Annotated in this window: 25 protein-coding genes; 19 read left to right on the top strand and 6 right to left on the bottom strand. The window is 72.6% G+C overall.

Going from position 1 to position 22,693, the window contains the following annotated elements; genetic code table 11:
* Nucleotides 1-67: 67 nt before the first annotated feature.
* The 8 genes from hisD to hisF are packed head-to-tail and all read left to right on the top strand — an operon-like array spanning nt 68 to nt 5,812.
* Nucleotides 68-1,390 (top strand): histidinol dehydrogenase, encoded by a 1,323-nt coding sequence (gene hisD, locus HW837_RS16825; protein WP_045555283.1) that lies wholly within the window; start codon nt 68-70, stop codon nt 1,388-1,390.
* A complete protein-coding gene (locus tag HW837_RS16820) occupies nt 1,387-2,496 on the top strand; it encodes a histidinol-phosphate transaminase (protein WP_045555282.1) in 1,110 nt (369 codons plus the stop codon). The genes hisD and HW837_RS16820 overlap by 4 nt, the downstream gene beginning before the upstream one ends.
* Nucleotides 2,493-3,086, top strand: a complete 594-nt coding sequence (gene hisB / locus HW837_RS16815) for an imidazoleglycerol-phosphate dehydratase HisB (RefSeq protein WP_045555281.1) — start codon at nt 2,493-2,495, stop codon at nt 3,084-3,086. The genes HW837_RS16820 and hisB overlap by 4 nt, the downstream gene beginning before the upstream one ends.
* A complete protein-coding gene (locus HW837_RS16810) occupies nt 3,083-3,247 on the top strand; it encodes a hypothetical protein (protein ID WP_005478154.1) in 165 nt (54 codons plus the stop codon). Before hisB ends, HW837_RS16810 begins: the two co-directional genes overlap by 4 nt.
* Nucleotides 3,238-3,885, top strand: coding sequence for an imidazole glycerol phosphate synthase subunit HisH (gene hisH / locus HW837_RS16805; RefSeq protein ID WP_078853241.1), 648 nt, complete (start codon nt 3,238-3,240; stop codon nt 3,883-3,885). Before HW837_RS16810 ends, hisH begins: the two co-directional genes overlap by 10 nt.
* A 2-nt stretch (nt 3,886-3,887) precedes the next feature.
* Entirely contained in the window at nt 3,888-4,613 is a 726-nt protein-coding gene (gene priA / locus HW837_RS16800) for a bifunctional 1-(5-phosphoribosyl)-5-((5-phosphoribosylamino)methylideneamino)imidazole-4-carboxamide isomerase/phosphoribosylanthranilate isomerase PriA (RefSeq protein ID WP_045555279.1), read from the top strand.
* A complete protein-coding gene (locus tag HW837_RS16795) occupies nt 4,610-5,002 on the top strand; it encodes a RidA family protein (protein WP_045555278.1) in 393 nt (130 codons plus the stop codon). The genes priA and HW837_RS16795 overlap by 4 nt, the downstream gene beginning before the upstream one ends.
* Before the next feature lie 54 nt (nt 5,003-5,056).
* A complete protein-coding gene (gene hisF, locus HW837_RS16790; RefSeq protein WP_045555277.1) occupies nt 5,057-5,812 on the top strand; it encodes an imidazole glycerol phosphate synthase subunit HisF in 756 nt (251 codons plus the stop codon).
* A 60-nt stretch (nt 5,813-5,872) separates the two neighbouring features.
* Here the strand turns inward: hisF and HW837_RS16785 are convergent, their stop codons facing one another.
* The gene (locus HW837_RS16785; protein ID WP_093788287.1) at nt 5,873-6,508 is read right to left on the bottom strand and encodes a TIGR03085 family metal-binding protein; all 636 of its coding nucleotides are present in this window, start codon (nt 6,506-6,508) and stop codon (nt 5,873-5,875) included.
* A gap of 213 nt (nt 6,509-6,721) precedes the next feature.
* Here HW837_RS16785 and hisI point away from each other — a divergent pair, with 213 nt between their 5' ends.
* The 11 genes from hisI (at nt 6,722) to lgt (ending at nt 15,928) form a co-directional block, all read left to right on the top strand.
* Nucleotides 6,722-7,177, top strand: coding sequence for a phosphoribosyl-AMP cyclohydrolase (hisI, locus tag HW837_RS16780; protein ID WP_390623564.1), 456 nt, complete (start codon nt 6,722-6,724; stop codon nt 7,175-7,177).
* Between the two features lie 11 nt (nt 7,178-7,188).
* Complete coding sequence (locus HW837_RS16775; RefSeq protein WP_045555275.1) at nt 7,189-8,667, top strand: anthranilate synthase component I; 1,479 nt, start codon at nt 7,189-7,191, stop codon at nt 8,665-8,667.
* A gap of 51 nt (nt 8,668-8,718) precedes the next feature.
* Complete coding sequence (locus HW837_RS16770; RefSeq protein ID WP_045555274.1) at nt 8,719-9,363, top strand: TIGR02234 family membrane protein; 645 nt, start codon at nt 8,719-8,721, stop codon at nt 9,361-9,363.
* Between the two features lie 155 nt (nt 9,364-9,518).
* Entirely contained in the window at nt 9,519-9,797 is a 279-nt protein-coding gene (locus HW837_RS16765; protein ID WP_045555791.1) for an HGxxPAAW family protein, read from the top strand.
* Nucleotides 9,798-9,879: 82 nt separating this feature from the next.
* A complete protein-coding gene (locus HW837_RS16760) occupies nt 9,880-10,332 on the top strand; it encodes a DUF2752 domain-containing protein (RefSeq protein WP_193380791.1) in 453 nt (150 codons plus the stop codon).
* A 172-nt stretch (nt 10,333-10,504) separates the two neighbouring features.
* The gene (trpC, locus tag HW837_RS16755) at nt 10,505-11,314 is read left to right on the top strand and encodes an indole-3-glycerol phosphate synthase TrpC (protein ID WP_045555272.1); all 810 of its coding nucleotides are present in this window, start codon (nt 10,505-10,507) and stop codon (nt 11,312-11,314) included.
* A gap of 175 nt (nt 11,315-11,489) precedes the next feature.
* Nucleotides 11,490-11,684, top strand: coding sequence for a tryptophan biosynthesis modulator TrpM (trpM, locus tag HW837_RS50045; RefSeq protein ID WP_078853292.1), 195 nt, complete (start codon nt 11,490-11,492; stop codon nt 11,682-11,684).
* 153 nt (nt 11,685-11,837) lie between these two features.
* Nucleotides 11,838-13,127 (top strand): tryptophan synthase subunit beta, encoded by a 1,290-nt coding sequence (gene trpB / locus HW837_RS16750; protein ID WP_045555271.1) that lies wholly within the window; start codon nt 11,838-11,840, stop codon nt 13,125-13,127.
* Nucleotides 13,124-13,942: a tryptophan synthase subunit alpha gene (trpA, locus tag HW837_RS16745; protein WP_045555270.1), complete on the top strand. Its 819-nt coding sequence runs from the start codon at nt 13,124-13,126 to the stop codon at nt 13,940-13,942. Before trpB ends, trpA begins: the two co-directional genes overlap by 4 nt.
* A gap of 128 nt (nt 13,943-14,070) precedes the next feature.
* The gene (locus HW837_RS16740) at nt 14,071-14,847 is read left to right on the top strand and encodes a thioredoxin domain-containing protein (RefSeq protein ID WP_045555269.1); all 777 of its coding nucleotides are present in this window, start codon (nt 14,071-14,073) and stop codon (nt 14,845-14,847) included.
* A 118-nt stretch (nt 14,848-14,965) separates the two neighbouring features.
* Nucleotides 14,966-15,928 (top strand): prolipoprotein diacylglyceryl transferase, encoded by a 963-nt coding sequence (gene lgt / locus HW837_RS16735; protein ID WP_193380792.1) that lies wholly within the window; start codon nt 14,966-14,968, stop codon nt 15,926-15,928.
* A 290-nt stretch (nt 15,929-16,218) separates the two neighbouring features.
* Here lgt and HW837_RS16730 read toward each other — a convergent pair whose 3' ends face one another.
* From HW837_RS16730 to HW837_RS16710, 5 genes are read right to left on the bottom strand one after another with little or no spacing between them, the layout of a single operon-like run.
* On the bottom strand, nt 16,219-17,073 hold the full coding sequence (locus HW837_RS16730; protein WP_193380793.1) for an HpcH/HpaI aldolase/citrate lyase family protein: 855 nt from the start codon (nt 17,071-17,073) through the stop codon (nt 16,219-16,221).
* Entirely contained in the window at nt 17,070-18,287 is a 1,218-nt protein-coding gene (locus HW837_RS16725) for a CaiB/BaiF CoA transferase family protein (protein ID WP_045555266.1), read from the bottom strand. Before HW837_RS16725 ends, HW837_RS16730 begins: the two co-directional genes overlap by 4 nt.
* A complete protein-coding gene (locus HW837_RS16720; RefSeq protein ID WP_193380794.1) occupies nt 18,284-19,777 on the bottom strand; it encodes an ADP-ribosylglycohydrolase family protein in 1,494 nt (497 codons plus the stop codon). The genes HW837_RS16725 and HW837_RS16720 overlap by 4 nt, the downstream gene beginning before the upstream one ends.
* A complete protein-coding gene (locus HW837_RS16715) occupies nt 19,774-20,970 on the bottom strand; it encodes an ADP-ribosylglycohydrolase family protein (RefSeq protein WP_196789063.1) in 1,197 nt (398 codons plus the stop codon). Before HW837_RS16715 ends, HW837_RS16720 begins: the two co-directional genes overlap by 4 nt.
* Nucleotides 20,967-22,436 (bottom strand): ADP-ribosylglycohydrolase family protein, encoded by a 1,470-nt coding sequence (locus HW837_RS16710; RefSeq protein ID WP_234442424.1) that lies wholly within the window; start codon nt 22,434-22,436, stop codon nt 20,967-20,969. Before HW837_RS16710 ends, HW837_RS16715 begins: the two co-directional genes overlap by 4 nt.
* Nucleotides 22,437-22,693 lie beyond the last annotated feature (257 nt).

The following is a 22,693-nucleotide window of genomic DNA, read 5'->3' as shown; positions in this document are numbered from 1 at the left end:
GCCCGATCCGTATCAGCCATTGGAACGCGCGGACGGCCGCCGACACGGGTCTGAGAGAATTGGGCCTGTGATCTCCCGAATCGATCTGCGCGGCGACGCCCTCCCCGAGGGACCCGCCCTGCGCGACCTGCTGCCCCGAGCCGACTTCGACGTCTCGGCCGCCCTGGAGAAGGTGCGTCCGATCTGCGAGGCCGTGCATCATCGGGGCGACGCGGCGCTGATCGACTTCGCGGAGAAGTTCGACGGGGTACGCCTGACCTCCGTACGGGTCCCCGCCGAGGCCCTCACCGAGGCCCTGGAGCAGCTCGATCCGGCCGTCCGCGCGGCCCTGGAGGAGTCGATCCGGCGCGCCCGCACCGTCCACCGCGCGCAGCGCCGCACCACCCACACCACCCAGGTCGTGCCCGGCGGCACCGTCACCGAGAAGTGGGTGCCGGTCGAGCGCGTCGGCCTCTACGCCCCCGGCGGTCGCTCGGTGTACCCCTCCTCCGTGATCATGAACGTGGTCCCGGCGCAGGAGGCCGGTGTCCCCTCGATCGCCCTGGCCTCCCCGGCGCAGGCCGAGTTCGACGGGCTGCCGCACCCCACGATCCTCGCCGCCTGCGCGCTGCTCGGCGTCGACGAGGTCTACGCGGCCGGTGGCGCCACCGCCGTCGCGATGTTCGCCTACGGCACCGAGTCCTGCCCGCCCGCCCCCATGGTCACCGGACCGGGCAACATCTGGGTGGCCGCCGCCAAGCGGTACTTCACCGGCGTCATCGGCATCGACTCCGAGGCGGGCCCGACCGAGATCGCGGTCCTCGCCGACGACACCGCCGACCCGGTGCACGTCGCCGCCGACCTGATCAGCCAGGCCGAGCACGACCCGCTCGCCGCCGCCGTGCTCGTCACCGACTCCGTCGCGCTCGCCGACGCGGTCGAGAAGGAACTCCAGCCGCAGGTCGAGGCCACCAAGCACATCGAGGACCGCATCCGCCCGGCTCTCGCGGGCCGCCAGTCCGCGATCGTGCTGGTCGACGGCGTCGACGAGGGCCTGCGGGTCGTCAACGCGTACGGCGCCGAGCACCTGGAGATCCAGACGGCCGACGCCGCCGCCGTCGCCGAGCGCGTCGTCAACGCGGGCGCGATCTTCATCGGCCCCTGGGCCCCGGTCTCCCTGGGCGACTACGCGGCCGGCTCCAACCACGTGCTCCCGACCGGCGGCTGCGCCTGCCACTCCTCCGGTCTGTCCGTCCAGTCCTTCCTGCGCGGCATCCACATCGTCGACTACACCGAGGACGCGCTGGCCGAGGTCGCGCACCACGTGGTGACGCTGGCGGAGGCGGAGGACCTCCCGGCGCACGGCGCGGCGATCAAGGCAAGGTTCGGCTGGAAGGTACCTGGCAAGTGAGCTTCGGAATCGACGATCTCCCCGTACGGGACGAACTGCGCGGCAAGAGCCCCTACGGCGCGCCCCAGCTCGACGTCCCCGTACGCCTGAACACCAACGAGAACCCGTACCCGCTGCCCGAGCCGCTGGTCGAGCGGATCACCGAGCGGGTGCGGGAGGCGGCCCGGCACCTCAACCGCTACCCCGACCGGGACGCCGTCGAGCTGCGGACCCGGCTCGCCGCGTACCTGACGGACACCTCAGGCCACGAGGTCGGCCTCGCCAACGTGTGGGCCGCCAACGGCTCCAACGAGGTCATCCAGCAGCTGCTGCAGACCTTCGGCGGGCCCGGCCGCAGCGCGATCGGGTTCGAGCCCTCGTACTCGATGCACGGCCTGATCTCCCGAGGGACCGGCACCGAATGGATCTCCGGCCCCCGCAACGACGACTTCACGATCGACCTCGCCGCCGCCGAGAAGGCGATCGCCGAGCACCGGCCCGACGTCGTCTTCGTCACCACCCCCAACAACCCCACGGGCACCGCCGTCCCGGGCGAGACCGTCCTCGCGCTGTACGAGGCCGCGCAGGCGGCGAAGCCGTCGCTCGTCGTGGTCGACGAGGCGTACATCGAGTTCAGCCACGGCGACTCGCTGCTGCCCCTGATCGAAGGCCGGCCGAACCTCGTCGTCTCGCGCACGATGTCGAAGGCGTTCGGCGCGGCGGGCCTGCGCCTCGGCTACCTCGCCGCCCACCCGGCGGTCGTGGACGCCGTCCAGCTGGTCCGGCTGCCGTACCACCTGTCGGCCGTCACCCAGGCGACCGCCCTGGCCGCCCTGGAGCACACCGGCACGCTGCTGAAGTACGTCGAACAGCTGAAGTCGGAGCGCGACCGGCTGGTGGCCGAGCTGCTGGCGATCGGCTACGAGGTGACCGCGTCCGACGCCAACTTCGTGCAGTTCGGCCGCTTCGACGACTCCCACACCGTGTGGCAGCAGATCCTCGACCGGGGTGTCCTGGTCCGGGACAACGGAGTACCGGGCTGGCTCCGGGTCACCGCCGGCACCCCCGAAGAGAACGACGCGTTCCTCGACGCGGTCCGTGAACTCAAGAAGGAGCAGAACGCATGAGCCGCGTAGGACGCATAGAGCGCACGACGAAGGAGACGTCGGTCCTCGTCGAGATCAACCTCGACGGCACCGGCAAGACGGAGATCTCCACCGGGGTCGGCTTCTACGACCACATGCTCGACCAGCTCGGCCGGCACGGTCTGTTCGACCTGACCGTGAAGACCGACGGCGACCTGCACATCGACTCCCACCACACCATCGAGGACACCGCCCTCGCGCTGGGCGCCGCCTTCAAGCAGGCCCTCGGCGACAAGGTGGGCATCTACCGCTTCGGCAACTGCACGGTCCCGCTGGACGAGTCCCTCGCCCAGGTCACCGTCGACCTCTCCGGCCGCCCCTACCTCGTGCACACCGAGCCCGAGAAGATGGCGCCGATGATCGGCGAGTACGACACCACGATGACCCGGCACATCCTGGAGTCCTTCGTCGCCCAGGCCCAGATCGCGCTGCACGTGCACGTGCCGTACGGGCGCAACGCCCACCACATCGTCGAATGCCAGTTCAAGGCGCTCGCCCGGGCGCTGCGCTACGCCTCCGAGCGCGACCCGCGCGCCGCCGGCATCCTGCCCTCCACGAAGGGCGCGCTGTGAACGGGCTGTCCACCGTCCTGATCGTCGTCGGCCTCTTCCTGGTCGGCGGGATCATCTCCTTCGTCAAGCAGGGGATGCCGAAGCAGCTCGTCGTGCTGCTCTCCGTCGGCGCCGCGATGTGCCTGGTCGCCGGTGTCATGAGGCTGGAGGTGTGGAATTGAGCGCCCCCAAGAAGGTCGTCGTCTTCGACTACGGCTTCGGCAACGTGAGGTCCGCCGAGCGCGCCCTCGCCCGCACCGGCGCCGAGGTCGAGATAACCCGTGACTTCGACAGGGCCATGAACGCCGACGGGCTGCTCGTCCCCGGCGTCGGCGCCTTCGCCGCCTGCATGAAGGGCCTCAAGGAAGCGCGCGGCGACTGGATCATCGACCGGCGCCTCTCCGGCGGCCGCCCGGTGATGGGCATCTGTGTCGGCATGCAGATCCTCTTCGCACGCGGCATCGAGCACGGCGTGGAGACCGAGGGCCTCGACGAGTGGCCCGGCGCGGTCGAGCCGCTCCAGGCCGAGATCGTGCCCCACATGGGCTGGAACACCGTCGACGCCCCGGCCGGCACCGAGCTGTTCGCCGGCCTCGACGCCGACGCCCGCTTCTACTTCGTGCACTCCTACGCCGTCCACGACTGGACCCTGGAGACGCACAACCCGGCCCTGACCAGCCCCAAGGTCACCTGGTCCACGCACGGCAAGCCGTTCGTGGCGGCCGTGGAGAACGGCGCCCTGTGGGCCACGCAGTTCCACCCCGAGAAGTCCGGCGACGCCGGAGCGCAGCTGCTGAACAACTGGATCGGAACCCTGTAGCCATGGCAAAGCTCGAACTCCTCCCCGCCGTCGACGTCCGCGACGGCCAGGCGGTCCGGCTCGTCCACGGCGAGTCCGGCACGGAGACCTCCTACGGCTCCCCGCTCCAGGCCGCGCTCGCCTGGCAGAGCGCGGGCGCCGAGTGGCTGCACCTGGTCGACCTGGACGCCGCGTTCGGCACCGGCGACAACCGGGACCTGGTCGCCGAGGTCACCCGCGCGATGGACATCAAGGTCGAACTGTCCGGCGGCATCCGGGACGACGCCTCCCTGGCGAAGGCCCTGGCCACCGGCTGCACCCGGGTCAACCTCGGCACCGCCGCCCTGGAGAGCCCCGAGTGGGTCGCCAAGGTCATCGCCGAGCACGGCGACAGGATCGCCGTGGGCCTGGACGTCCGCGGGACGACCCTGAAGGGCCGCGGCTGGACCAGCGAGGGCGGCGACCTCTACGAGGCGCTGGAGCGCCTCGACAAGGAGGGCTGCGCGCGGTACGTGGTCACGGACATCGCCAAGGACGGCACCCTCCAGGGCCCGAACCTGGAGCTGCTCAGGAACGTCTGCGCGGCCACCGACCGCCCGGTCGTCGCCTCCGGCGGCGTCTCCTCCCTCGACGACCTGCGGGCCATCGCCGAGCTGGTGCCCCTCGGTGTCGAGGGCTCCATCGTCGGGAAGGCCCTGTACGCGAAGGCGTTCACCCTGGAAGAGGCCCTGGAGGCTGTGTCGTCATGACGTCCGATGCCGTGCGGCGGGTGCAGAGCGGGAGTCCCTGGGAGGAGTCCTTCGGTTTCGCGCGCGCCGTCGCGGCGGGCGACCGTGTGCTGGTGGCGGGCACGACGGCCTTCAGAGGCGATGTGCTCCACGGGGAGGGCGACCCCTACGAGCAGGCCAAGGTGGCCTTCACCGGCGCGGTCGAGGCGCTCGGCGAGTTCGGGCTCGGCGCCGCGTCCGTCATCCGTACGCGGATGTACCTGACGCACATGCGGGACGTGGAGGCCGTGGGGCGGGCCCACAAGGAGATCTTCGACCCGGTGCGTCCGGCCGCGACCCTGCTGGTCGTGGAGGGTTTCGTCGACCCGCGCATCCTCGTCGAAGTAGAGATCGAAGCATTCCGGGGCTAGGCCTCTGCCGGGCCTGGCCGCCTTTCTGGGTTTTTTCTAAGGAGCCGTGGATTCATGACCCTGGCGGTCCGAGTCATCCCCTGCCTGGACGTGGACAACGGCCGGGTCGTCAAGGGCGTCAACTTCCAGAACCTGCGCGACGCGGGCGACCCCGTCGAGATGGCGAAGGTGTACGACGCCGAGGGCGCCGACGAGCTGACGTTCCTGGACATCACCGCCTCGTCGGGCAACCGCGAGACCACCTACGACGTGGTGCGCCGCACCGCCGAGCAGGTCTTCATCCCGCTGACGGTCGGCGGCGGCGTCCGCACCGCCGAGGACGTCGACAAGCTGCTGCGGGCCGGCGCGGACAAGGTCGGCGTCAACACGGCGGCGATCGCCCGCCCGGACCTGATCCGCGAGATCGCCGAGCGGTTCGGCCGCCAGGTGCTGGTCCTGTCGGTCGACGCGCGCCGCACCGAGTCGGGCTCCTTCGAGGTCACCACCCACGGCGGCCGCAAGGGCACCGGCATCGACGCCGTCGAGTGGGCCCATCGGGCCGCCGAGCTGGGTGCTGGCGAGATCCTGCTCAACTCGATGGACGCGGACGGCACCAAGGACGGCTACGACCTGGAGATGATCACCGCCGTCCGCAAGCACGTGACCGTCCCGGTCATCGCCTCCGGCGGCGCCGGCAAGCTCGCCGACTTCTCCCCGGCCATCGAGGCGGGCGCCGACGCCGTCCTCGCCGCCTCCGTCTTCCACTTCGGCGACCTGCGCATCGGCGAGGTCAAGGACGCGCTGCGGGGGGCCGGGCACCCCGTCCGGTGACGCCGCCTCCCGCGATGTAAGCCCCGGCCACCTGGTGACCGGGGCTTACCTCGACTCTGCTCAGATCCCCAGCTGCTTCGTCTCGTGCAGCTTGGTGATCGCCTCCTTCTCGCCGTCCAGCTCCACATCGGCCACCTGCTGGCGGCCGTACAGGAACAGCAGCAGCTCGGAGGGCTCACCGGTGACGGTGACCACCGGGGTGCCGCGATGGGCCACCGCCGTCCGGCCGTCGGGACGGCGCAGGACCAGACCGGTGGGGGAGCCACGGCCCATGAGGCGCGAGGTGCGCTCCAGACGGGACCACAGGGCGTCCTGGAAGACATGGTCGAGCTCGCGCGGGGACCACTCGGGCTGCGCCCGGCGGATGTCCTCGGCGTGGACGTAGAACTCGATCGTGTTCGAGGCCTCGTCGATCTGCTTGAGGGAGAAGGGCGAGAAACGCGGCGGACCGGTCCGCACGAGCTGGATCAGCTCCTCGTACGGCTTCGCGGCGAACTCCTCCATCACCCGGTCCAGGCGCGAGGCGAGCTGCTTGATGAGGATGCCCCCGGCGGCGTCGGGGCGGCGCTCGCGCACCACCACGTGCGCGGCCAGATCACGGGTCGTCCAGCCCTCGCACAGGGTGGGGGCATCGGGGCCCGCGGTCTCCAACAGGTCGGCGAAGAGAAGCCGTTCACGCTTGGCATGGGTCGACATGCCAGCCAGCCTACGACCGCGCCACCGCGGCGCACAGCGCAGGTCCGGCCGAGGCGGCACGAGCCTCCCGGCGGCGGGGGACGACTGCGGCACGAGCCCCCTGGTGCCGGGGAGGCGACGGACACCCGGCCGAGACGGCATTCGTACGACAAGCAGGTCCGGCCTGTGGACAACCCACGAGGCCGGTCGGCGCGGCGCGGCACAATGGCACGCATGACCAGCATGTCGTCCTCCAGCAGCCCCCACAGTCCCGGAGCCCCCGTCGGCCCCGGTACCCCCAGCGCGCTGGACCCCGAGATCACCGCCCGCCTCAAGCGCGGCGCCGACGGACTCCTGCCCGCCATCGCCCAGCAGTACGACACCGGTGAGGTGCTCATGCTCGGCTGGATGGACGACGAGGCCCTGCATCGCACCCTCACCACCGGACGCTGCACCTACTGGTCGCGCAGCCGCCGCGAGTACTGGGTCAAGGGCGACACCTCCGGCCACTTCCAGTGGGTGAAGTCCGTCGCCCTGGACTGCGACGCCGACACCCTCCTCGTCAAGGTCGACCAGATCGGCGCCGCCTGCCACACCGGCGACCGCACCTGCTTCGACGAGGACGTCCTCAAAGCAGTGGAGGGCGCCCCGGGCGCCGCCGATTCCGACGTGCCGTCACTGGATCAGTAAGGTCAGCCGCCATGGACCTCGAGACGTTCCGCAAGCTGGCCACCGACCGCCGGGTCATCCCCGTCAGCCGCAAGCTCCTCGCCGACGGCGACACCCCCGTCGGGCTCTACCGCAAGCTCGCCGCCGAGCGCCCCGGCACCTTCCTGTTGGAGTCCGCGGAGAACGGCCGCTCGTGGTCCCGCTACTCCTTCGTGGGCGTCCGCAGCCACGCCACCCTCACCGCCCGCGACGGACAGGCCCACTGGCTCGGCACCCCACCCGTCGGCGTCCCCGTCGACGGCGACCCCCTCGCCGCCCTGCGCGCCACCATCGAGGCCCTCCACACCCCGCACCAGGAGGGCATGCCGCCCTTCACCGGCGGCATGGTCGGCTACCTCGGCTACGACATCGTGCGCCGTCTGGAGAAGATCGGCCCCGGCGAGCGGGACGACCTGAAGCTGCCCGAGCTGACCATGCTGCTGACCAGCGACCTGGCGGTCATGGACCACTGGGAGGGCTCGGTCCTGCTGATCGCCAACGCCATCAACCACAACGACCTGGACACCGGCGTCGACGAGGCCCACGCCGACGCCGTCGCCCGCCTCGACGCCATGGAGGCCGACCTCGCCCGGCCCGTGGCCCAGCCCCCGGCGGCCCTCCCGCCGTCCGAGCTGCCCGAGTACACCGCGCTGTGGGGCGGCCCCGACTTCCGGGAGGCCGTCGAGGACATCAAGGAGCGCATCCGGGCCGGCGAGGCCTTCCAGGTCGTCCCCTCCCAGCGCTTCGAAACCCCGTGCACCGCAAGCGCGCTGGACGTCTACCGCGTCCTGAGGGCGACCAACCCCTCCCCGTACATGTACCTGTTCCGCTTCGACGGCTTCGACGTCGTCGGCTCCTCCCCCGAGGCCCTGGTCAAGGTCGAGGACGGACAGGCCATGGTCCACCCCATCGCCGGCACCCGGCACCGGGGCGCCACCCCGCAGGAGGACCAGGCCCTCGCCGACGAACTGCTCGCCGACCCCAAGGAGCGCGCCGAGCACCTGATGCTCGTCGACCTGGGGCGCAACGACCTGGGCCGGGTCTGCGAACCGGGCTCGGTCGAGGTCGTCGACTTCATGTCCGTCGAGCGGTACTCGCACGTGATGCACATCGTGTCCACCGTCACCGGCCGGGTCGCGCCGGGCCGCACCGCCTTCGACGTCCTCACCGCCTGCTTCCCCGCCGGCACCCTCTCCGGCGCCCCCAAGCCGCGGGCCATGCAGATCATCGACGAACTGGAGCCCTCCCGCCGCGGCCTGTACGGCGGCTGCGTCGGCTACCTCGACTTCGCCGGGGACTCCGACACCGCCATCGCCATCCGCACGGCCCTCCTCCGGGACGGCACGGCCTACGTCCAGGCCGGCGCCGGCATCGTCGCCGACTCCGACCCCGTCGCCGAGGACACCGAGTGCCGCAACAAGGCGGCGGCGGTCCTGAGGGCGGTGCACACGGCCAACCGACTCGGACAATAGGGCGCTTCTCACCTGCCCCCGGGTGACAACCCACCCGGGGGGCAGGCGATAGTGGGGTACGTGACCGCCGTACCTCACCCCCGTTCCGAACCCGCCTCCGCCCGCTCCGGTCGGCGCAGCCTCGCCCTGGCACTGCTCAGCGGTGCGCTCGGCGCGGCCGTCGCGCTGCTCGCCACCCGGCAGCGCTGGTCGGAGGGCACCATCACGGTGGCCGGCGGCCCCTTCCCGCTGACCGCCAGGGGCAGCGACGTCACGGGCGTCCCGGCGTCCCTCGCCGTGGTGGGCCTCGCCGCGCTCGTCGCCGTCTTCGCCGTACGCCGGTCCGGGCGCGTCCTGGTCGCCGGCCTGCTCGCCCTCTCCGGCGCGGGCACCGTCGCCGCGGCGCTGCTCGGCGCGTACGACAGCGCGGCGCTCGACGACAAGGCGGCCGAGGCCTCCGGCGACAGCGGCGCGACCGTCGACACGCTCAGCCACACCGGCTGGCCGTACGTCGCGGCCGTCGGCGGCGCGCTCATCCTGCTCGCCGGGCTGCTCGCCCTGCGCTACGGACGGCTGTGGCCCACGATGTCCGGCCGCTACGAGCGCGACGGCACGCCCCGGCCCCGCAAGACCCGGCCGGTCGACCCCGACCGGCCCGAGGACATGTGGAAGGCCCTGGACCGGGGCGAGGACCCGACGGGACCCGACCCGGCCTGAGGGTCCCCCACGGACGGAGTCGGGAACGTGAGAGTGGACACCCCCGCTCATGGCACCCGTACCCGTACGGAACAATGGACGACGAGCGTCCGACTCAGCACAGGCATCGAGCGTCACGCATCGAGCACGACGCAATGAACAACGAGGAGCAAGTCATGGCGGGCAGCAGCCACGGTCACACCCCGGCCGCCTGGACCGGCGTCACCATCGCCTTCATCGGTTTCTGCGTCTCGGGCGCCTACATGGTGATGGCCCAGCCGCTGGGATTCTGGGCCGGCATGGTCATCGTCGTCCTCGGCGGCGTCGTCGGCATGGCCATGCGCGCCATGGGCATGGGCCAGCCGAAGGACGCGCACGCCGTGTACGAGACGGCGGCGGTGCGCTCCGGCGGCACGACCACGTCGACCACCGAGCCGGCCGCCGCCCAGAGCTGACGTCCGCGGGAGGGGCGGCCCGGCGGCGGGATCGAACCGCCGGGCCGCCCCTCGTGCGCGTGTACGGCCCGCGCGGGGCAGAATGCGGTGTGTGAACGCCGAGACCGCTCCCACCGCCCCGCCCGCGCCGCAGCGGGGCCGCGCGCTCCGCGGCCTCTGGGTGCCCGCCGCGGCGCTCACCGTCGTCGGCAGCGCCTTCGCGTACGTCGCGGCCGTCGACCCCAACGAGCCCGGCCACTACCCGGTCTGCCCGCTGTGGCGCTTCACGGGCCTCTACTGCCCAGGGTGCGGCGGCCTGCGCAGCGCGCACGCCTTCGCGCACGGCGACCTCGCCACCGCCCTCGCCGACAACGCGCTCGCCGTCGCGGGCTACCTGGGGTTCGCGGTGCTGTGGGCCGTTTGGGTGGTCCAGGTGGTGCGCGGACGACCCCTGCGGCTTCGGTTCGGGACCGTTCAGATGTGGTCGCTCGGCGCATTGGCGCTGGTCTTCACGGTTGTCCGGAACCTGCCGTTCGGTGGCTGGCTCCATCCTTGATCGAACGGCGAACGTCCAGGTAGTGGGACCGCCGTCAACCGGATGCGAGGCCTACGCCCTCCTCCGGATACCATCGCAGTGAACTGCCTGAACCCTGAGAACCGCTCGACTGTCAATACATGACCGTCAAACGTTGTCACCGATTTTCACCGTCTGAAAGGGGGCCGCTCGCGTGAGTGTGCTCGACGAGATCATCGACGGAGTCCGTGCCGACCTCGCGGAGCGGCAGGCGCGCGTCAGCCTCGACGAGCTCAAGGAGCGCGCGGCGAAGGCTCCGGCGGCCAAGGACGGCGCGGCCGCGCTGCGCGGCGACGGCGTCAAGGTGATCTGCGAGGTCAAGCGCTCCAGCCCCTCCAAGGGCGCGCTCGCCGCGATCGCCGACCCGGCCGGGCTCGCGGCCGACTACGAGGCGGGCGGCGCGGCCGTCATCTCCGTCCTCACCGAACAGCGCCGCTTCGGCGGCTCGCTGGCCGACCTGGAGGCCGTCCGCGCCCGCGTGGACATCCCCGTCCTGCGCAAGGACTTCATCGTCACCTCGTACCAGCTGTGGGAGGCGCGGGCGTACGGCGCCGACGTGGTGCTGCTGATCGTCGCGGCCCTCGACCAGCCGGCGCTGGAGTCGCTGATCGAGCGTGCCGAGTCCATCGGGCTCACCCCGCTCGTCGAGGTCCACGACGAGGACGAGGTCGAGCGCGCGGTCGACGCCGGCGCCCGGGTGATCGGCGTCAACGCCCGCAACCTCAAGACCCTGGAGGTCGACCGCTCCACGTTCGAGCGGGTCGCCCCCGAGATCCCCGACTCCATCGTCAAGATCGCCGAATCCGGCGTCCGGGGCCCGCACGACCTCATCGCCTACGCCAACGCCGGCGCCGACGCGGTCCTCGTGGGCGAGTCCCTCGTCACCGGCAAGGACCCCAGGACCGCCGTCGCCGACCTCGTGGCCGCGGGCGAGCACCCCGCGCTGCGGCACGGCCGGAGCTGACCCGGACATGACCGCCCGCACCCGCACCGCCGACCGGCCGGGGTCCGCCCCGGCCGACGTGGCGGTGCGCGGTGCGATGGGGTACGGGAGGGTGTGCGGGGCGGCGGATCGAGTGCCGTCCGCCGCGCTCGGTGTCGCCCACACGGGTGAGGCGGTACCGGTAGGCTGTGCCCCGATGTTCTCGATCACCATGACCCCCAGGGACCCCTACGCCCGCCTCGCGCGCGGGTGCCGTCCCCGTGGCTGCCGGGCGCCCGCCCGTCGGGTCCACGGGCGCCGGGTCCGCTATGTCATCGGTGACGAGCCGGGTCAGGTGAACGGCATGCGATGGCCCAGGACACGTACGCGCGGATGCCCTGCGGGCAGCTGAGCCGCCGCCTTTCCTCCTGAACGCCGGGTGTCCCGTCCCCGGCGGCGGGTGGGTCGGGGCGGGGTCGGCGGATCCGTCCGGTGGTGCGCGTACGTGATCGCTGTGAGTCATAGTCCGACCGACGACGGGGCTCCGCCCCTGCGAGGTAGTCGCATGTCCAGTGAGTTCTTCATTCCCGACCCCGAGGGTCAAGTCCCCAGCGCCGAGGGGTACTTCGGCGCGTTCGGCGGCAAGTTCATCCCGGAGGCGCTGGTCGCCGCCGTGGACGAGGTCGCCGTGGAGTACGACAAGGCGAAGCACGACCCCGAGTTCGCGCGCGAGCTCGACGATCTGCTCGTCCACTACACCGGGCGGCCCAGCTCGCTCACCGAGGTGCCCCGGTTCGCCGAGCACGCCGGCGGAGCGCGGGTCTTCCTCAAGCGCGAGGACCTGAACCACACCGGGTCCCACAAGATCAACAACGTGCTCGGGCAGGCCCTGCTCACCAGGCGCATGGGCAAGACCCGGGTGATCGCCGAGACGGGAGCGGGCCAGCACGGCGTCGCCACCGCCACCGCCTGCGCGCTCTTCGGCCTCGACTGCACCATCTACATGGGCGAGATCGACACCCAGCGCCAAGCCCTGAACGTCGCCCGGATGCGCATGCTCGGCGCCGAGGTCGTCGCCGTGAAGTCCGGCTCCCGCACCCTCAAGGACGCCATCAACGAGGCGTTCCGGGACTGGGTCGCCAACGTCGACCGCACCCACTACCTCTTCGGGACCGTGGCCGGCCCCCACCCCTTCCCCGCCATGGTCCGCGACTTCCACCGCGTCATCGGCGTCGAGGCGAGACGGCAGATCCTCGAACGCGCCGGACGGCTGCCCGACGCGGCCGTCGCCTGCGTGGGCGGCGGATCGAACGCCATCGGGCTCTTCCACGCCTTCATCCCGGACACCGGCGTCCGCCTCGTCGGCTGCGAACCGGCCGGGCACGGCATCGAGACCGGTGAGCACGCGGCGACCCTGACCGCCGGGGAGCCGGGCATCCTGCACGGCTCGCGCTCCTACGTCCTCCAGGACGAGGAGGGCCAGATCACCGAGCCCTACTCGATCTCGGCCGGCCTCGACTACCCGGGCATCGGCCCCGAGCACGCCTACCTCAAGGACAGCGGCCGCGGCGAGTACCGCGCCGTCACCGACGACGCGGCCATGCAGGCACTGCGTCTGCTGTCGCGCACCGAGGGCATCATCCCGGCCATCGAGAGCGCCCACGCGCTCGCCGGAGCCCTGGAGGTCGGCAGGGAACTCGGCCGGGACGGGCTGATCGTCGTCAACCTGTCCGGGCGCGGTGACAAGGACATGGACACGGCCGCGCGCTACTTCGGCCTGTACGACGAGGGCGCCGACGCCGAGGTCGCCGCCGACGCGGCCGATCTCGCGGAGATCGAGGGGGACGCCAAGTGAGCGGCAACATCCAGCTGTTGAGTGACACCCTCGCCGCGGCCAAGGCGGAGGGCCGGTCCGCGCTGATCGCCTATCTGCCGGCCGGGTTCCCGACCGTCGACGGCGGTATCGCCGCGATCAAGGCGGTCTTCGAGGGCGGCGCCGACGTCGTCGAGGTCGGGCTGCCGCACAGCGACCCGGTCCTCGACGGACCCGTCATCCAGACCGCCGACGACATCGCCCTGCGCGGCGGCGTCAAGATCGCGGACGTGATGCGCACGGTGCGGGAGGCGTACGAGGCCACCGGGAAGCCGGTGCTCGTCATGACCTACTGGAACCCGATCGACCGCTACGGCGTCGAGCGCTTCACGGCCGAGCTGGCGGAGGCGGGCGGCGCGGGCTGCATCCTGCCCGACCTGCCCGTCCAGGAGTCGGCGCTGTGGAGGGAGCACGCGGAGAAGCACGGCCTCGGCACGGTCTTCGTGGTCGCGCCCAGCAGCAAGGACGCCCGGCTCGCGGAGATCACCGCGGCCGGCAGCGGCTTCGTCTACGCGGCCTCGCTGATGGGGGTCACGGGCACCCGGGAGTCGGTGGGCGCGCAGGCCCAGGACCTGGTGGAACGCACCCGGGCCACGGGGTCGGGCCTGCCGGTCTGCGTCGGCCTCGGCGTCTCCAACGCCGAGCAGGCCGCCGAGGTCGCCGGGTTCGCCGACGGTGTGATCGTCGGCTCCGCGTTCGTGAAGCGGATGCTGGACGCGCCCGACGAGGCGGCCGGCCTGGACGCCGTCCGGGAACTGGCGGGCGACCTCGCGAAGGGCGTACGCCGGGGCGCGTGAGGCAGCTCGTGACGTTCACCCGTTTGTCGTACGGGGATCGCTGGACGTAACGGGCAATCCGCTCACTCGAACGGGTGGAAGTGGGATCGGGGAGGCGCTGAGCGCCTCCCCGGTTCGTTCTGCGGGATGTGAGCGAGAAGAACCGTGAGGGAAAGCGCACCGCCCGGGAACGGCTGGCGGAGGAGCGCGAGAAGCAGAAGGCTGCCGAGAAGCGCCGTCGGGTGCTGATCGTGGGCGCCTCCGTGGTGTGCGTGCTGGGGCTGGCAGCCGTGATCGGCGTCGTGGCGGCGAACGCGGGCAAGGACGACGAGTCCGACGCCTCGGGCCCGGTCGTCGCACCCTCGGGGGCGAACGGCGAGGACAGCCTCGCGATCCCCGTCGGTGACGCCGGCGCCAAGTCGACCCTCTCCGTGTGGGAGGACTTCCGCTGCCCGGCCTGCAAGTCCTTCGAGGACGCCTATCGCTCGACGATCCACGAGCTGACCGCGGCGGGGAAGCTGAAGGTCGAGTACCACCTCGCCACCCTGATCGACGGCAACATGGGCGGCAGCGGCTCCCGCAAGGCCGCCAACGCAGCAGCGTGTGCGCAGAACGAGGGCAAGTTCCCCGCCTACCACGACGTGCTCTACCAGAACCAGCCACCCGAGACGGACGACGCCTTCGCGAGCGAGACCAAGCTGCTGGACCTGGCGAAGAAGGTGGACGGGCTGGACACCGCCACCTTCCGCGCCTGCGTCGAGGACGGCAAGCACAACAGCTGGGTCGCCAAGTCGAACGAAGCCTTCCAGAAGGGCGGCTTCTCCGGCACACCGAGCGTCTTCCTCAACGGCACCAACATCTACGCGGACCAGTCCATGACCCCAGCCAAGCTGAAGCAGATGGTGGAGGCGCGAGCCGCCGGGTGAGGCCGGGGGTGCCCGGCGGAGGCCGTGGGGTGTCAAGGCGGCGACGGTACGGCGTTATGGACCCGTTGCCGGGCCGCCTGCCGTCGGCCGGGCCCGGCAGGGTAGCGTCGACCCTGCCATGGAACTTGCCTACATTCCCAGCCCGTCGCGCGGGGTGCTGTACCTCGGTCCCGTCCCGCTGCGCGGCTACGCCTTCTGCATCATCATCGGTGTCTTCGTAGCCGTCTGGCTCGGCAACAAACGCTGGGTCGCGCGGGGCGGACGGGCCGGAACGGTCGCCGACATCGCCGTCTGGGCCGTGCCCTTCGGCCTGGTCGGCGGACGGCTCTACCACGTGATCACGGACTACGAGCTGTACTTCAGCGAGGGCCGTGACTGGGTGGACGCCTTCAAGGTCTGGGAAGGCGGGCTCGGCATCTGGGGCGCGATCGCCCTCGGCGCGGTGGGGGCGTGGATCGGCTGCCGCCGGCGGGGCATCCCGCTGCCCGCGTACGCCGACGCCGTCGCGCCCGGGATCGCCCTCGCCCAGGCGATCGGACGCTGGGGCAACTGGTTCAACCAGGAGCTGTACGGCAAGCCGACGGATCTTCCGTGGGCCGTGGAGATCACGTCCTCCACGGACGGGCGGCTGCCGGGCACGTACCACCCGACCTTCCTCTACGAGTCGCTGTGGTGCATCGGCGTCGCGCTGCTCGTCATCTGGGCGGACCGCCGGTTCAAGCTCGGGCACGGGCGGGCGTTCGCGCTGTACGTCGCCGCGTACTGCGCGGGGCGGTTCTGGATCGAGTACATGCGGGTCGACGAGGCCCACCACATCCTCGGGCTGCGCCTCAACAACTGGACCGCGCTGTTCGTCTTCGTCCTCGCCGTGATCTACATCGTCCTGTCGGCCCGCAAGCGGCCTGGGCGGGAGGAGATCGTCGAGCCGGGGGCCTCCGACGGGGACTGGGACGAGGGTGCGGCCGCGGTCGAGGACGCGGAGCCGGAGCGGGAGCCGGAGTCGAAGTCGAAGTCGGAGGAGTCTTCGGCCATGGCTGATGCCGAGGAGAAGAAGGAGCCCGAGTCGGCGGAGAAGAGCTGACCGCGGTTGTCGGTCGGTTGCCGTGGTGCCTGCCCACCTGTCCCTTCGGGGGCGGGTGGGTTTTTGGTTCGGGGGGACTGGGGTGCGTCGTCGGGTGCGGGTGAGTGGGGCTTCTCGCGCAGTTCCCCGCGCCCCTAAAAGCATCAGGCCCCTGCGGGCCTGAAAGACCACGGCCCTGCGGGCCTGAAAAGCACGGGGCGCAGCCCCTGCTTTTTCAGGGGCGCGGGGAACTGCGCGACCAGCCCCCACCGGGCGGACGTGTGGGGGTCGAAGGGGCGCGGCGGGGGCGATCAAAGCCTGCTGGGGCGGGCCGCAAGGGCAAGGGTTCTGCGGGCCGCGGCGACGACGGCCGGATCGATGAAGTGGCCGTCGGGGAGGGCCTGGGCCCCGGCCGTGGTGGTCGCCGCCCTGAGCGTCCGCTCGGCCGACTCCACCTCCTGGGGAGTCGGGGTGTAGGCGCGTTCGATCACCGGCAGCTGGCGCGGGTGGATGGCGGCACGCCCCAGAAACCCGAGCGCGCGGCCGTGCGCGGACGTGGCCGCCAGGCCCTCCAGGTCCCTCGTGTTCGGGTAGATCGACTGCGCGGGCGACGGCAGCCCGGCGGCACGCGCGGCGAGGATCACCCGGGAGCGCGGCCAGTCGAGGGCCCGGTCGTCGCTGACGGCCAGGTCGGCGCGGAGGTCCGCCTCACCGAGGGTGATGCCCCGCAGGGCGGGGTGCGCGGTGGCGATGTCGTACGCCCGTTCCACGCCCAGGGCCGATTCGAGGAGGGCGTAGAGGGGGATCGCTCCTCCGTCCGCCGGCGCGGTGCGTTCGGCGACCTCCGCCACCTCGTCGGGGGACGTGATCTTGGGGAGGCGGAGGGCGGAGAGGCCGGGGAGCGGGGCGAGGGTTTCGAGATCCTTCTCGGCGTCCGGGGTGTTCAGCGCGTTGACGCGTACATGGACCGGCACGGGCGGCACGGTCGAGAGGAGTTCGGCGGTGGCCGCGCGGGCGTAGGCCTTGCGGTCGGGAGCCACCGCGTCCTCCAGGTCCACGATCACCACCTCCGCGCCGGAGGCCAGGGCCTTGGTGACCACCTCCGGGCGGTCGCCGGGGGCGTACAGCCAGGTCAGGGGGAAAGGCCTCGGCGACGGCGGGGTCACAGGGCGCCCTCCCGGCGAAGGGTCTCGATCTCCGGCTCCGACAGGCCCAGTTCGGTCAGGACGGCGTCCGTGTCGGCGCCGTGCGGACGGCCCGCCCAGCGGATCGCGCCGGGGGTGGTGGAGAGCCGGAAGAGGACGTTCTGCATACGCAGGGGGCCGAGTTCGGGGTCGTCGACGGTGGTGATGGTGTCCAGGGCGCGGTACTGGGGGTCGGTCATCACCTCCCGTACGTCCTGGATGGGGGCCACCGCCGCCTCCGCCTTCTCGAACGCCTCGATCACCTCCTCCCGGGTGTGACGGGCGATCCACGCGCCGACCGCCTCGTCCAGGACGTCCGTGTGCCGGGCTCGCTCCGCGCCCGACCCGAACCAGGGCTCGTCGATCAGCTCGGGCCGTCCGACCAGGCGCATCACGCGTTCGGCGATCGACTGGGCAGAGGTGGAGACCGCCACCCAGGAGCCGTCCGCCGTGCGATACGTGTTGCGGGGCGCGTTGTTCGCGGACCGGTTGCCCGTACGGGGCTGGACGTGGCCCAGCTGGTCGTACCAGAGGGGCTGGGGGCCGAGGACGGTGAGGATCGGCTCGATGATCGCCATGTCGACCGTCTGCCCCTGCCCGGTGTGGTCACGCGCGGTGAGCGCCGTCATCACCGCGTACGCCGTCGCCAGACCCGCGATCGAGTCGGCGAGGCCGAAGGGCGGCAGGACCGGTGGGGCGTCCGGCTCGCCGGTGATCGCGGCGAACCCGCTCATGGCCTCGGCGAGCGTGCCGAAGCCGGGGCGGTGTGCGTACGGGCCGAACTGGCCGAAGCCGGTGACCCGGGCGAGGACCAGACCGGGGTTCGCCGCCGACAGCTCCTCCCAGCCCAGACCCCATTTCTCCAGGGTGCCGGGGCGAAAGTTCTCGATGATCACATCGGCGGTGGCGGCGAGACGCAGGAGCGTGTCCCGGCCGCCGGGGGTGGAGAGGTTCAGCGTCAGGGTGCGCTTGTTGCGGCCCAGCAGCTTCCACCACAGGCCCACGCCGTCCTTCGAGGGGCCGTGGCCCCGGGACGGGTCCGGTTTCGTGGGGTGCTCGACCTTGATGACCTCCGCGCCGAAGTCGCCGAGCATGGTGGCGGCGAGGGGGCCCGCGAAGAGGGTGGCGAGGTCGAGGACGCGGAGGTGGCCGAGCGGAGGGGCGTACGCCTGGGGCGGGGGTGGCGCCTGGGTCATGGGCGGTGGGTCTCCCGGAGGGTGAGGTGGGCCAGGGTGTCGAAGCCGATGCCGTTGAAGTCGGCGATCGAGGTGGCCAGGCGGTTCTTGAGGGGGGCGGTCCAGCGGTCGGGGAGCGCGTCCGGGGAGCCGGCCAGCAGGCCCGCGATGCTGCCGGCTGTCGCACCGTTGGAGTCGGTGTCCCAACCGCCGGACACCGCACGGCAGATGGAGGCCGTGTAGTCGCCGTCCGCATGGGTGAGGGCGGCGGTGAGCAGGGCGGTGTTGGGGACGGCGTGGACCCAGTGGTGGTCGGCGTAGGTGGCGTGGAGTTCGTCGACGACCGTGTCGAAGTCCCTGATCTCGGCGGTGAGTCGGAGGGAGTGGGTGATCGCTCGCGCGAGGCGGGAGTTCGGGGGGACGACCGTCAGGCCGGTGCGCAGGCACTGGTGGACGTCGTGGATGCCGGTGGCCGCCTCGGCGATGGCGGCCGCGATGAACATCGCCGCGTAGACCCCGTTGGCGGTGTGGGTGAGGGTGGCGTCCCGGTGGGCCTGTTCGGCCGCTGCGGCCGGGTCGCCGGGGTTGGTCCAGCCGTGGACGTCGGCGCGGATCAGGGCGCCGATCCATTCGCGGAACGGGTTGCGGTGGCGGGCGGTGCGGGGTGGCTCGATGCCGGTGAGGAGGTTGCGGTAGGCGACGCGCTCGGCGGTGAAGGTGCGGCCCGCGGGGAGTTCGTCGAGCCAGAGGGCGGCCACGTCGGCGGTGGTGAACTCCCGGCCGTGACGGGCCAGGAGGAGGAGGTTGAGGAGGGGGTAGTTGAGGTCGTCGTCCTCGGGCATGCCGTCGATGTTCTCGGCGAGGGAGGTGGGGGCGGAGCGGCGGTTCCAGGGGTGGGCGGTGAGGAGGTCCTCGGGGACGCCTCGGGCGGTGAACCAGGTGGTGAGGGGCCAGTTGCCGGTGACGGCGGCGAGTCGGCGGATGGCGGGGAGGGGGAGCTTCTCGACGGGTTTGCCGAGGAGGCAGCCGGCGGCGCGGCCGAGCCAGGCGGCTTCCAGGCGGGGTGCGTAGGTGGCTGGGGCGGGGAGGGTTCCGCCGCTCGGCGGTTGCGAGGTGCAGCCTGCGCCCACCCTCCCCCACTCTCGGCTTCGCTCGAGCGGGGGGACCCCCATCGCCCCAGCGGCACGACTGCCCGCAGCTTCAGCGGGCCGTGTCGGGCGCGCGGGCCAGTTCGGGCAGAGGGCCTTGATTCGGGGCAGGGCCGTCGGCTCGTCGTCAGCCAAGCCACTGGGCAGGTCGGCCAGTTCGTCCAGGAGGTCTTCGGCCAGTTGCCGGAGGTAGGGGGAGGCCGGGGTGGGGGAGGCGCCGGCGCGGAGGGGGGCCGGGGGGCCGCCCGCCGTCCGCCAGCGGGCGGCGACGGCCGACGGCTCGCGGCCGTCCTGGCGGGCCTGGTGGAGTTCGTGGCCGAGGAGGTCCTCGGGCTGCACCCAGGTCAGACGCAGCGGGGTCACCGGACGGGGACCAGGGCGGTGAAGGCCGACTCGTGGGCGCGGCGTCGGCGGACGTCCTGGGTGTGGATCTGGAGCGCGACGTCGGTCAACGTCCTGGCGGGCGCGTGCAGGTCCAGGCGGCTCGCCTCCGCCACCGTCTTGGCCCAGTCCGGCGGGACCTCGGAGCCCAGCGCGCCGGCGAGGGCACCGGACATGGTGGCGATGGAGTCGCAGTCGCGGCCGTAGTTCACCGAACCCAGCACCGCGTGGCGGTAGTCGCCGCGGGCCACGAGCAACATGCCGAGCGCGACGGGGAGTTCCTCGATCGCGTGCAGGCGGGAGGGGCGGCGGGCGCCGAGGGAGGGGGCGCGGTAGTCGGGGCCGACCGTGTCGAACGGGGTGACCGCCTCGCGCAGCGGCCGCAGCGCCGACTCGAAGTCCGAGTGTCGGCGGGCCACTTCGCACACGGCCTCGATCGCCGCGCGGGTGCCGTCCTTCGCCAGGGCGAGGCAGGCCTCGACCACCGACTCCGCCGTCGCGCCCGGCGCGCACGCCGCGGCGACCGCCGCCGCGAAGACGCCCGCCGCCTCCCTGCCGTACGACGACTGGTGGGCGCCCGCGACGTCGAGGGCCTCGGCGTACGCGCCGCGCGGGTCGGCCGCGTTGACCAGGCCGACGGGGGCCATGTACATCGCGGCGCCGCAGTTGACGATGTTTCCGGTACCGGCCTCGCGGGGGTCGATGTGGCCGTAGTGGATCCGGGCCACCAGCCACTTCTCGGCGAGGAAGACCCGTTGGAGGGGGAGGGCCTCGGCCTCCAGCTCGGGGATCCAGCGCGGTGTCGTCATCATGTCCGGCACCAGGTGCTCGGCGACGGCGTACGCGTCGAGGTGGTCGCGCACGCGGTCGTACACCCGGACGAGCGCATGGGTCATCAAGGTGTCGTCGGTGACGTGGCCGTCGCCCTTGTGGTACGGGGCGATGGGGCGGGCGGTGCGCCACTCGTCGCCGTTCCACGGGCCGACGACACCGTGCACACGGCCGCCGTGGCGTTCGAGGATCTGCTCCGGGGTGTAGCCCTCCACCGGGCCGCCGAGGGCGTCGCCCACGGCGGCGCCGACGAGGGCGCCGGCGATGCGTTCGTCGAGCGTGGCGTCCGGCCCGGCCACGGGGGCGGGTGCCGGGACGGGTGCGGGATGGGATGCGGGCGTCATGCCCGGCTAACGCCGGGGGTGGTGGGGAGTTGCGCTGTACCGAGAAGTTCGGCGAGGTGGACGAGGTCGGTGCCGGTGAGGCGGGGGAGGGCGCAGCCGGAGAGGGTGCGGCAGGCGTCCCGCCAGGTGTCGGGGATGGCGGCGCCGCCGCCGAGTGCCCCGGTCAGGGCGCCGGCGAGGGCCGGGGCGGAGTCGGCGACCCGGGAGAGGCAGGCGGCGGCGGGGACGGCCTCGGCGATACGGCCGCGGGCGGCGGTGGCCAGGGCGAGGGCCACGGGGACGGTCTCGGCGGCGGCGATGCCGTAGCTGTACACGTGGTCGACGATCTGGTGTTCGAGGAGCGGGACCAGAGCGAATGTTCCTTCCTTTTTGTGGCGGTGGGCGAGGTCGAGGGCGTGGCGTGCGTTGCGGCCGATCTCCGTCTCGGCCGGGAGTTCGGCCAGGGCCGCGGCGGCGCAGTCGTCGACATCCGCGCCGCTGAGCGCCAGCGCGAGCGCCGCGGCCATCGCGCGGGCGCCGTGCACGCCGTCGCCGTCCTGGGTGTAGCGGGCGTCGAACTCGGCGAGGTCGGCGGCGCGGCGGGGGTCGCCCGGGTGGGCCACCGCCAGGACGCAGGCGCGGACGCAGGCCGCGTCGTCGAAGTAGTGCGGGTTGTCGTGGCCGGTGGCGGGCGGTCGCAGGCCGGTGGCGAGGTTGCCGAGGCCGGCGCGTACGGAGATACGGGCGCGCAGAGGGAGCACGGCGGACTCGACCTCGGGGGCGCGTTCCGCTGCCGCGGCGATCTCGCTGGCGACGGCGTTCCAGGAGAGGTCGATGGAGGCGCGGGTACGGCGTTCCAGGCTGAGGTCGCCGAGGGCGGCGGCGTCGCCCGCGCGGAGGAGGGCCTCGGCGGCGAAGGCCGCCCACTCCGCGTCGTCGGAGGGGCCGAGGCGGAGGGGCTCGGGGGGTTGGTTGAGGGCGATGGGGACGGGGAGGGTGGTGGTGGCGTTCTGCTCGGCGAAGGTGTCCAGCTCGCGGGTGAGGCGGCGGGTCCACTCCGGCATGCGGGCGGCGCGGTGGCGGGCGGCGGGCCAGCCGGCGGCGTCGCCTGCGGCGAGGCCGAGGAGGAGGCCCTCGATGCGGCGGGGGGTGCGGGGGGTGCGGGGGGCGCGGGCTGTGGCCTCGGCTCCGCCTTCGGCCTTCGTTTTCCCACCCGCACCGCCCGTGCGACTTTCGTCGTCGAGTGCGGGTGGCCCCAGTGGGGCGCCCCCACCGCCGGCGGCCGCGGCTCCGTGGGTGAGCGGCTTCGCCGGGACGGGGCGAGTGGGTGCGCAGCGCGCGGGGGCGAGAGGTTCGGTCGGGCGCGCGGGGGCGAGCAACCCGGTCGGGTGGGCGAGGAGGACGGGTTCGGTGCCGGGCGTGGGCGTGGGGGCGACAGGTTCGGCGTGGGGCATGGACGCGAGGGCGACACGGTCGGTGTCGGGCATGGGCGTGGGGGTGAGCGGTTCGGTGGTGGGTGTGGGCGTGGGGGTGAGCGGTTCGGTGGTGGGTGTGGGCGCATAGGGCTCGGTCGTGGTCGGCTTCGGGGGGTTCGGGAGGGTGGGCTCGATCGGCTCCGTCAGGAGCTGCCGCTCGCCGAGGGCAGGTGGGTCCGTCGGCTCGGCCGGAGCGTCGCGCGGCGGGGACGGCGGCCTGGCCGGTGGCTCCTCGTACGGCGAGGACGGGGACGTGGGGGTCGTGTCGT

Origin of the sequence: Streptomyces caniscabiei (assembly GCF_014930365.1) — a bacterium.
Classification (GTDB): Bacteria; Actinomycetota; Actinomycetes; order Streptomycetales; family Streptomycetaceae; genus Streptomyces; species Streptomyces caniscabiei.
The sequence above is the reverse complement of the archived record's forward strand: the minus strand, read 5'-3'. Positions and strand labels throughout refer to the sequence as shown.

What these genes read in the sequence shown, in the direction of transcription:
- hisB (WP_045555281.1), top strand. Translation starts at nt 2,493, where the DNA reads ATGAGCCGCGTAGGACGCATAGAGCGCACGACGAAGGAGACGTCGGTC.
- priA (WP_045555279.1), top strand. Translation starts at nt 3,888, where the DNA reads ATGGCAAAGCTCGAACTCCTCCCCGCCGTCGACGTCCGCGACGGCCAG.
- HW837_RS16795 (WP_045555278.1), top strand. Translation starts at nt 4,610, where the DNA reads ATGACGTCCGATGCCGTGCGGCGGGTGCAGAGCGGGAGTCCCTGGGAG.
- hisF (WP_045555277.1), top strand. Translation starts at nt 5,057, where the DNA reads ATGACCCTGGCGGTCCGAGTCATCCCCTGCCTGGACGTGGACAACGGC.
- HW837_RS16785 (WP_093788287.1), bottom strand. Translation starts at nt 6,508, where the DNA reads ATGTCGACCCATGCCAAGCGTGAACGGCTTCTCTTCGCCGACCTGTTG.
- hisI (WP_390623564.1), top strand. Translation starts at nt 6,722, where the DNA reads ATGACCAGCATGTCGTCCTCCAGCAGCCCCCACAGTCCCGGAGCCCCC.
- HW837_RS16775 (WP_045555275.1), top strand. Translation starts at nt 7,189, where the DNA reads ATGGACCTCGAGACGTTCCGCAAGCTGGCCACCGACCGCCGGGTCATC.
- HW837_RS16765 (WP_045555791.1), top strand. Translation starts at nt 9,519, where the DNA reads ATGGCGGGCAGCAGCCACGGTCACACCCCGGCCGCCTGGACCGGCGTC.
- HW837_RS16760 (WP_193380791.1), top strand. Translation starts at nt 9,880, where the DNA reads ATGCGGTGTGTGAACGCCGAGACCGCTCCCACCGCCCCGCCCGCGCCG.
- trpM (WP_078853292.1), top strand. Translation starts at nt 11,490, where the DNA reads ATGTTCTCGATCACCATGACCCCCAGGGACCCCTACGCCCGCCTCGCG.
- trpB (WP_045555271.1), top strand. Translation starts at nt 11,838, where the DNA reads ATGTCCAGTGAGTTCTTCATTCCCGACCCCGAGGGTCAAGTCCCCAGC.
- lgt (WP_193380792.1), top strand. Translation starts at nt 14,966, where the DNA reads ATGGAACTTGCCTACATTCCCAGCCCGTCGCGCGGGGTGCTGTACCTC.
- HW837_RS16725 (WP_045555266.1), bottom strand. Translation starts at nt 18,287, where the DNA reads ATGACCCAGGCGCCACCCCCGCCCCAGGCGTACGCCCCTCCGCTCGGC.
- HW837_RS16715 (WP_196789063.1), bottom strand. Translation starts at nt 20,970, where the DNA reads ATGACGCCCGCATCCCATCCCGCACCCGTCCCGGCACCCGCCCCCGTG.
- HW837_RS16710 (WP_234442424.1), bottom strand. Translation starts at nt 22,436, where the DNA reads ATGCCCGACACCGACCGTGTCGCCCTCGCGTCCATGCCCCACGCCGAA.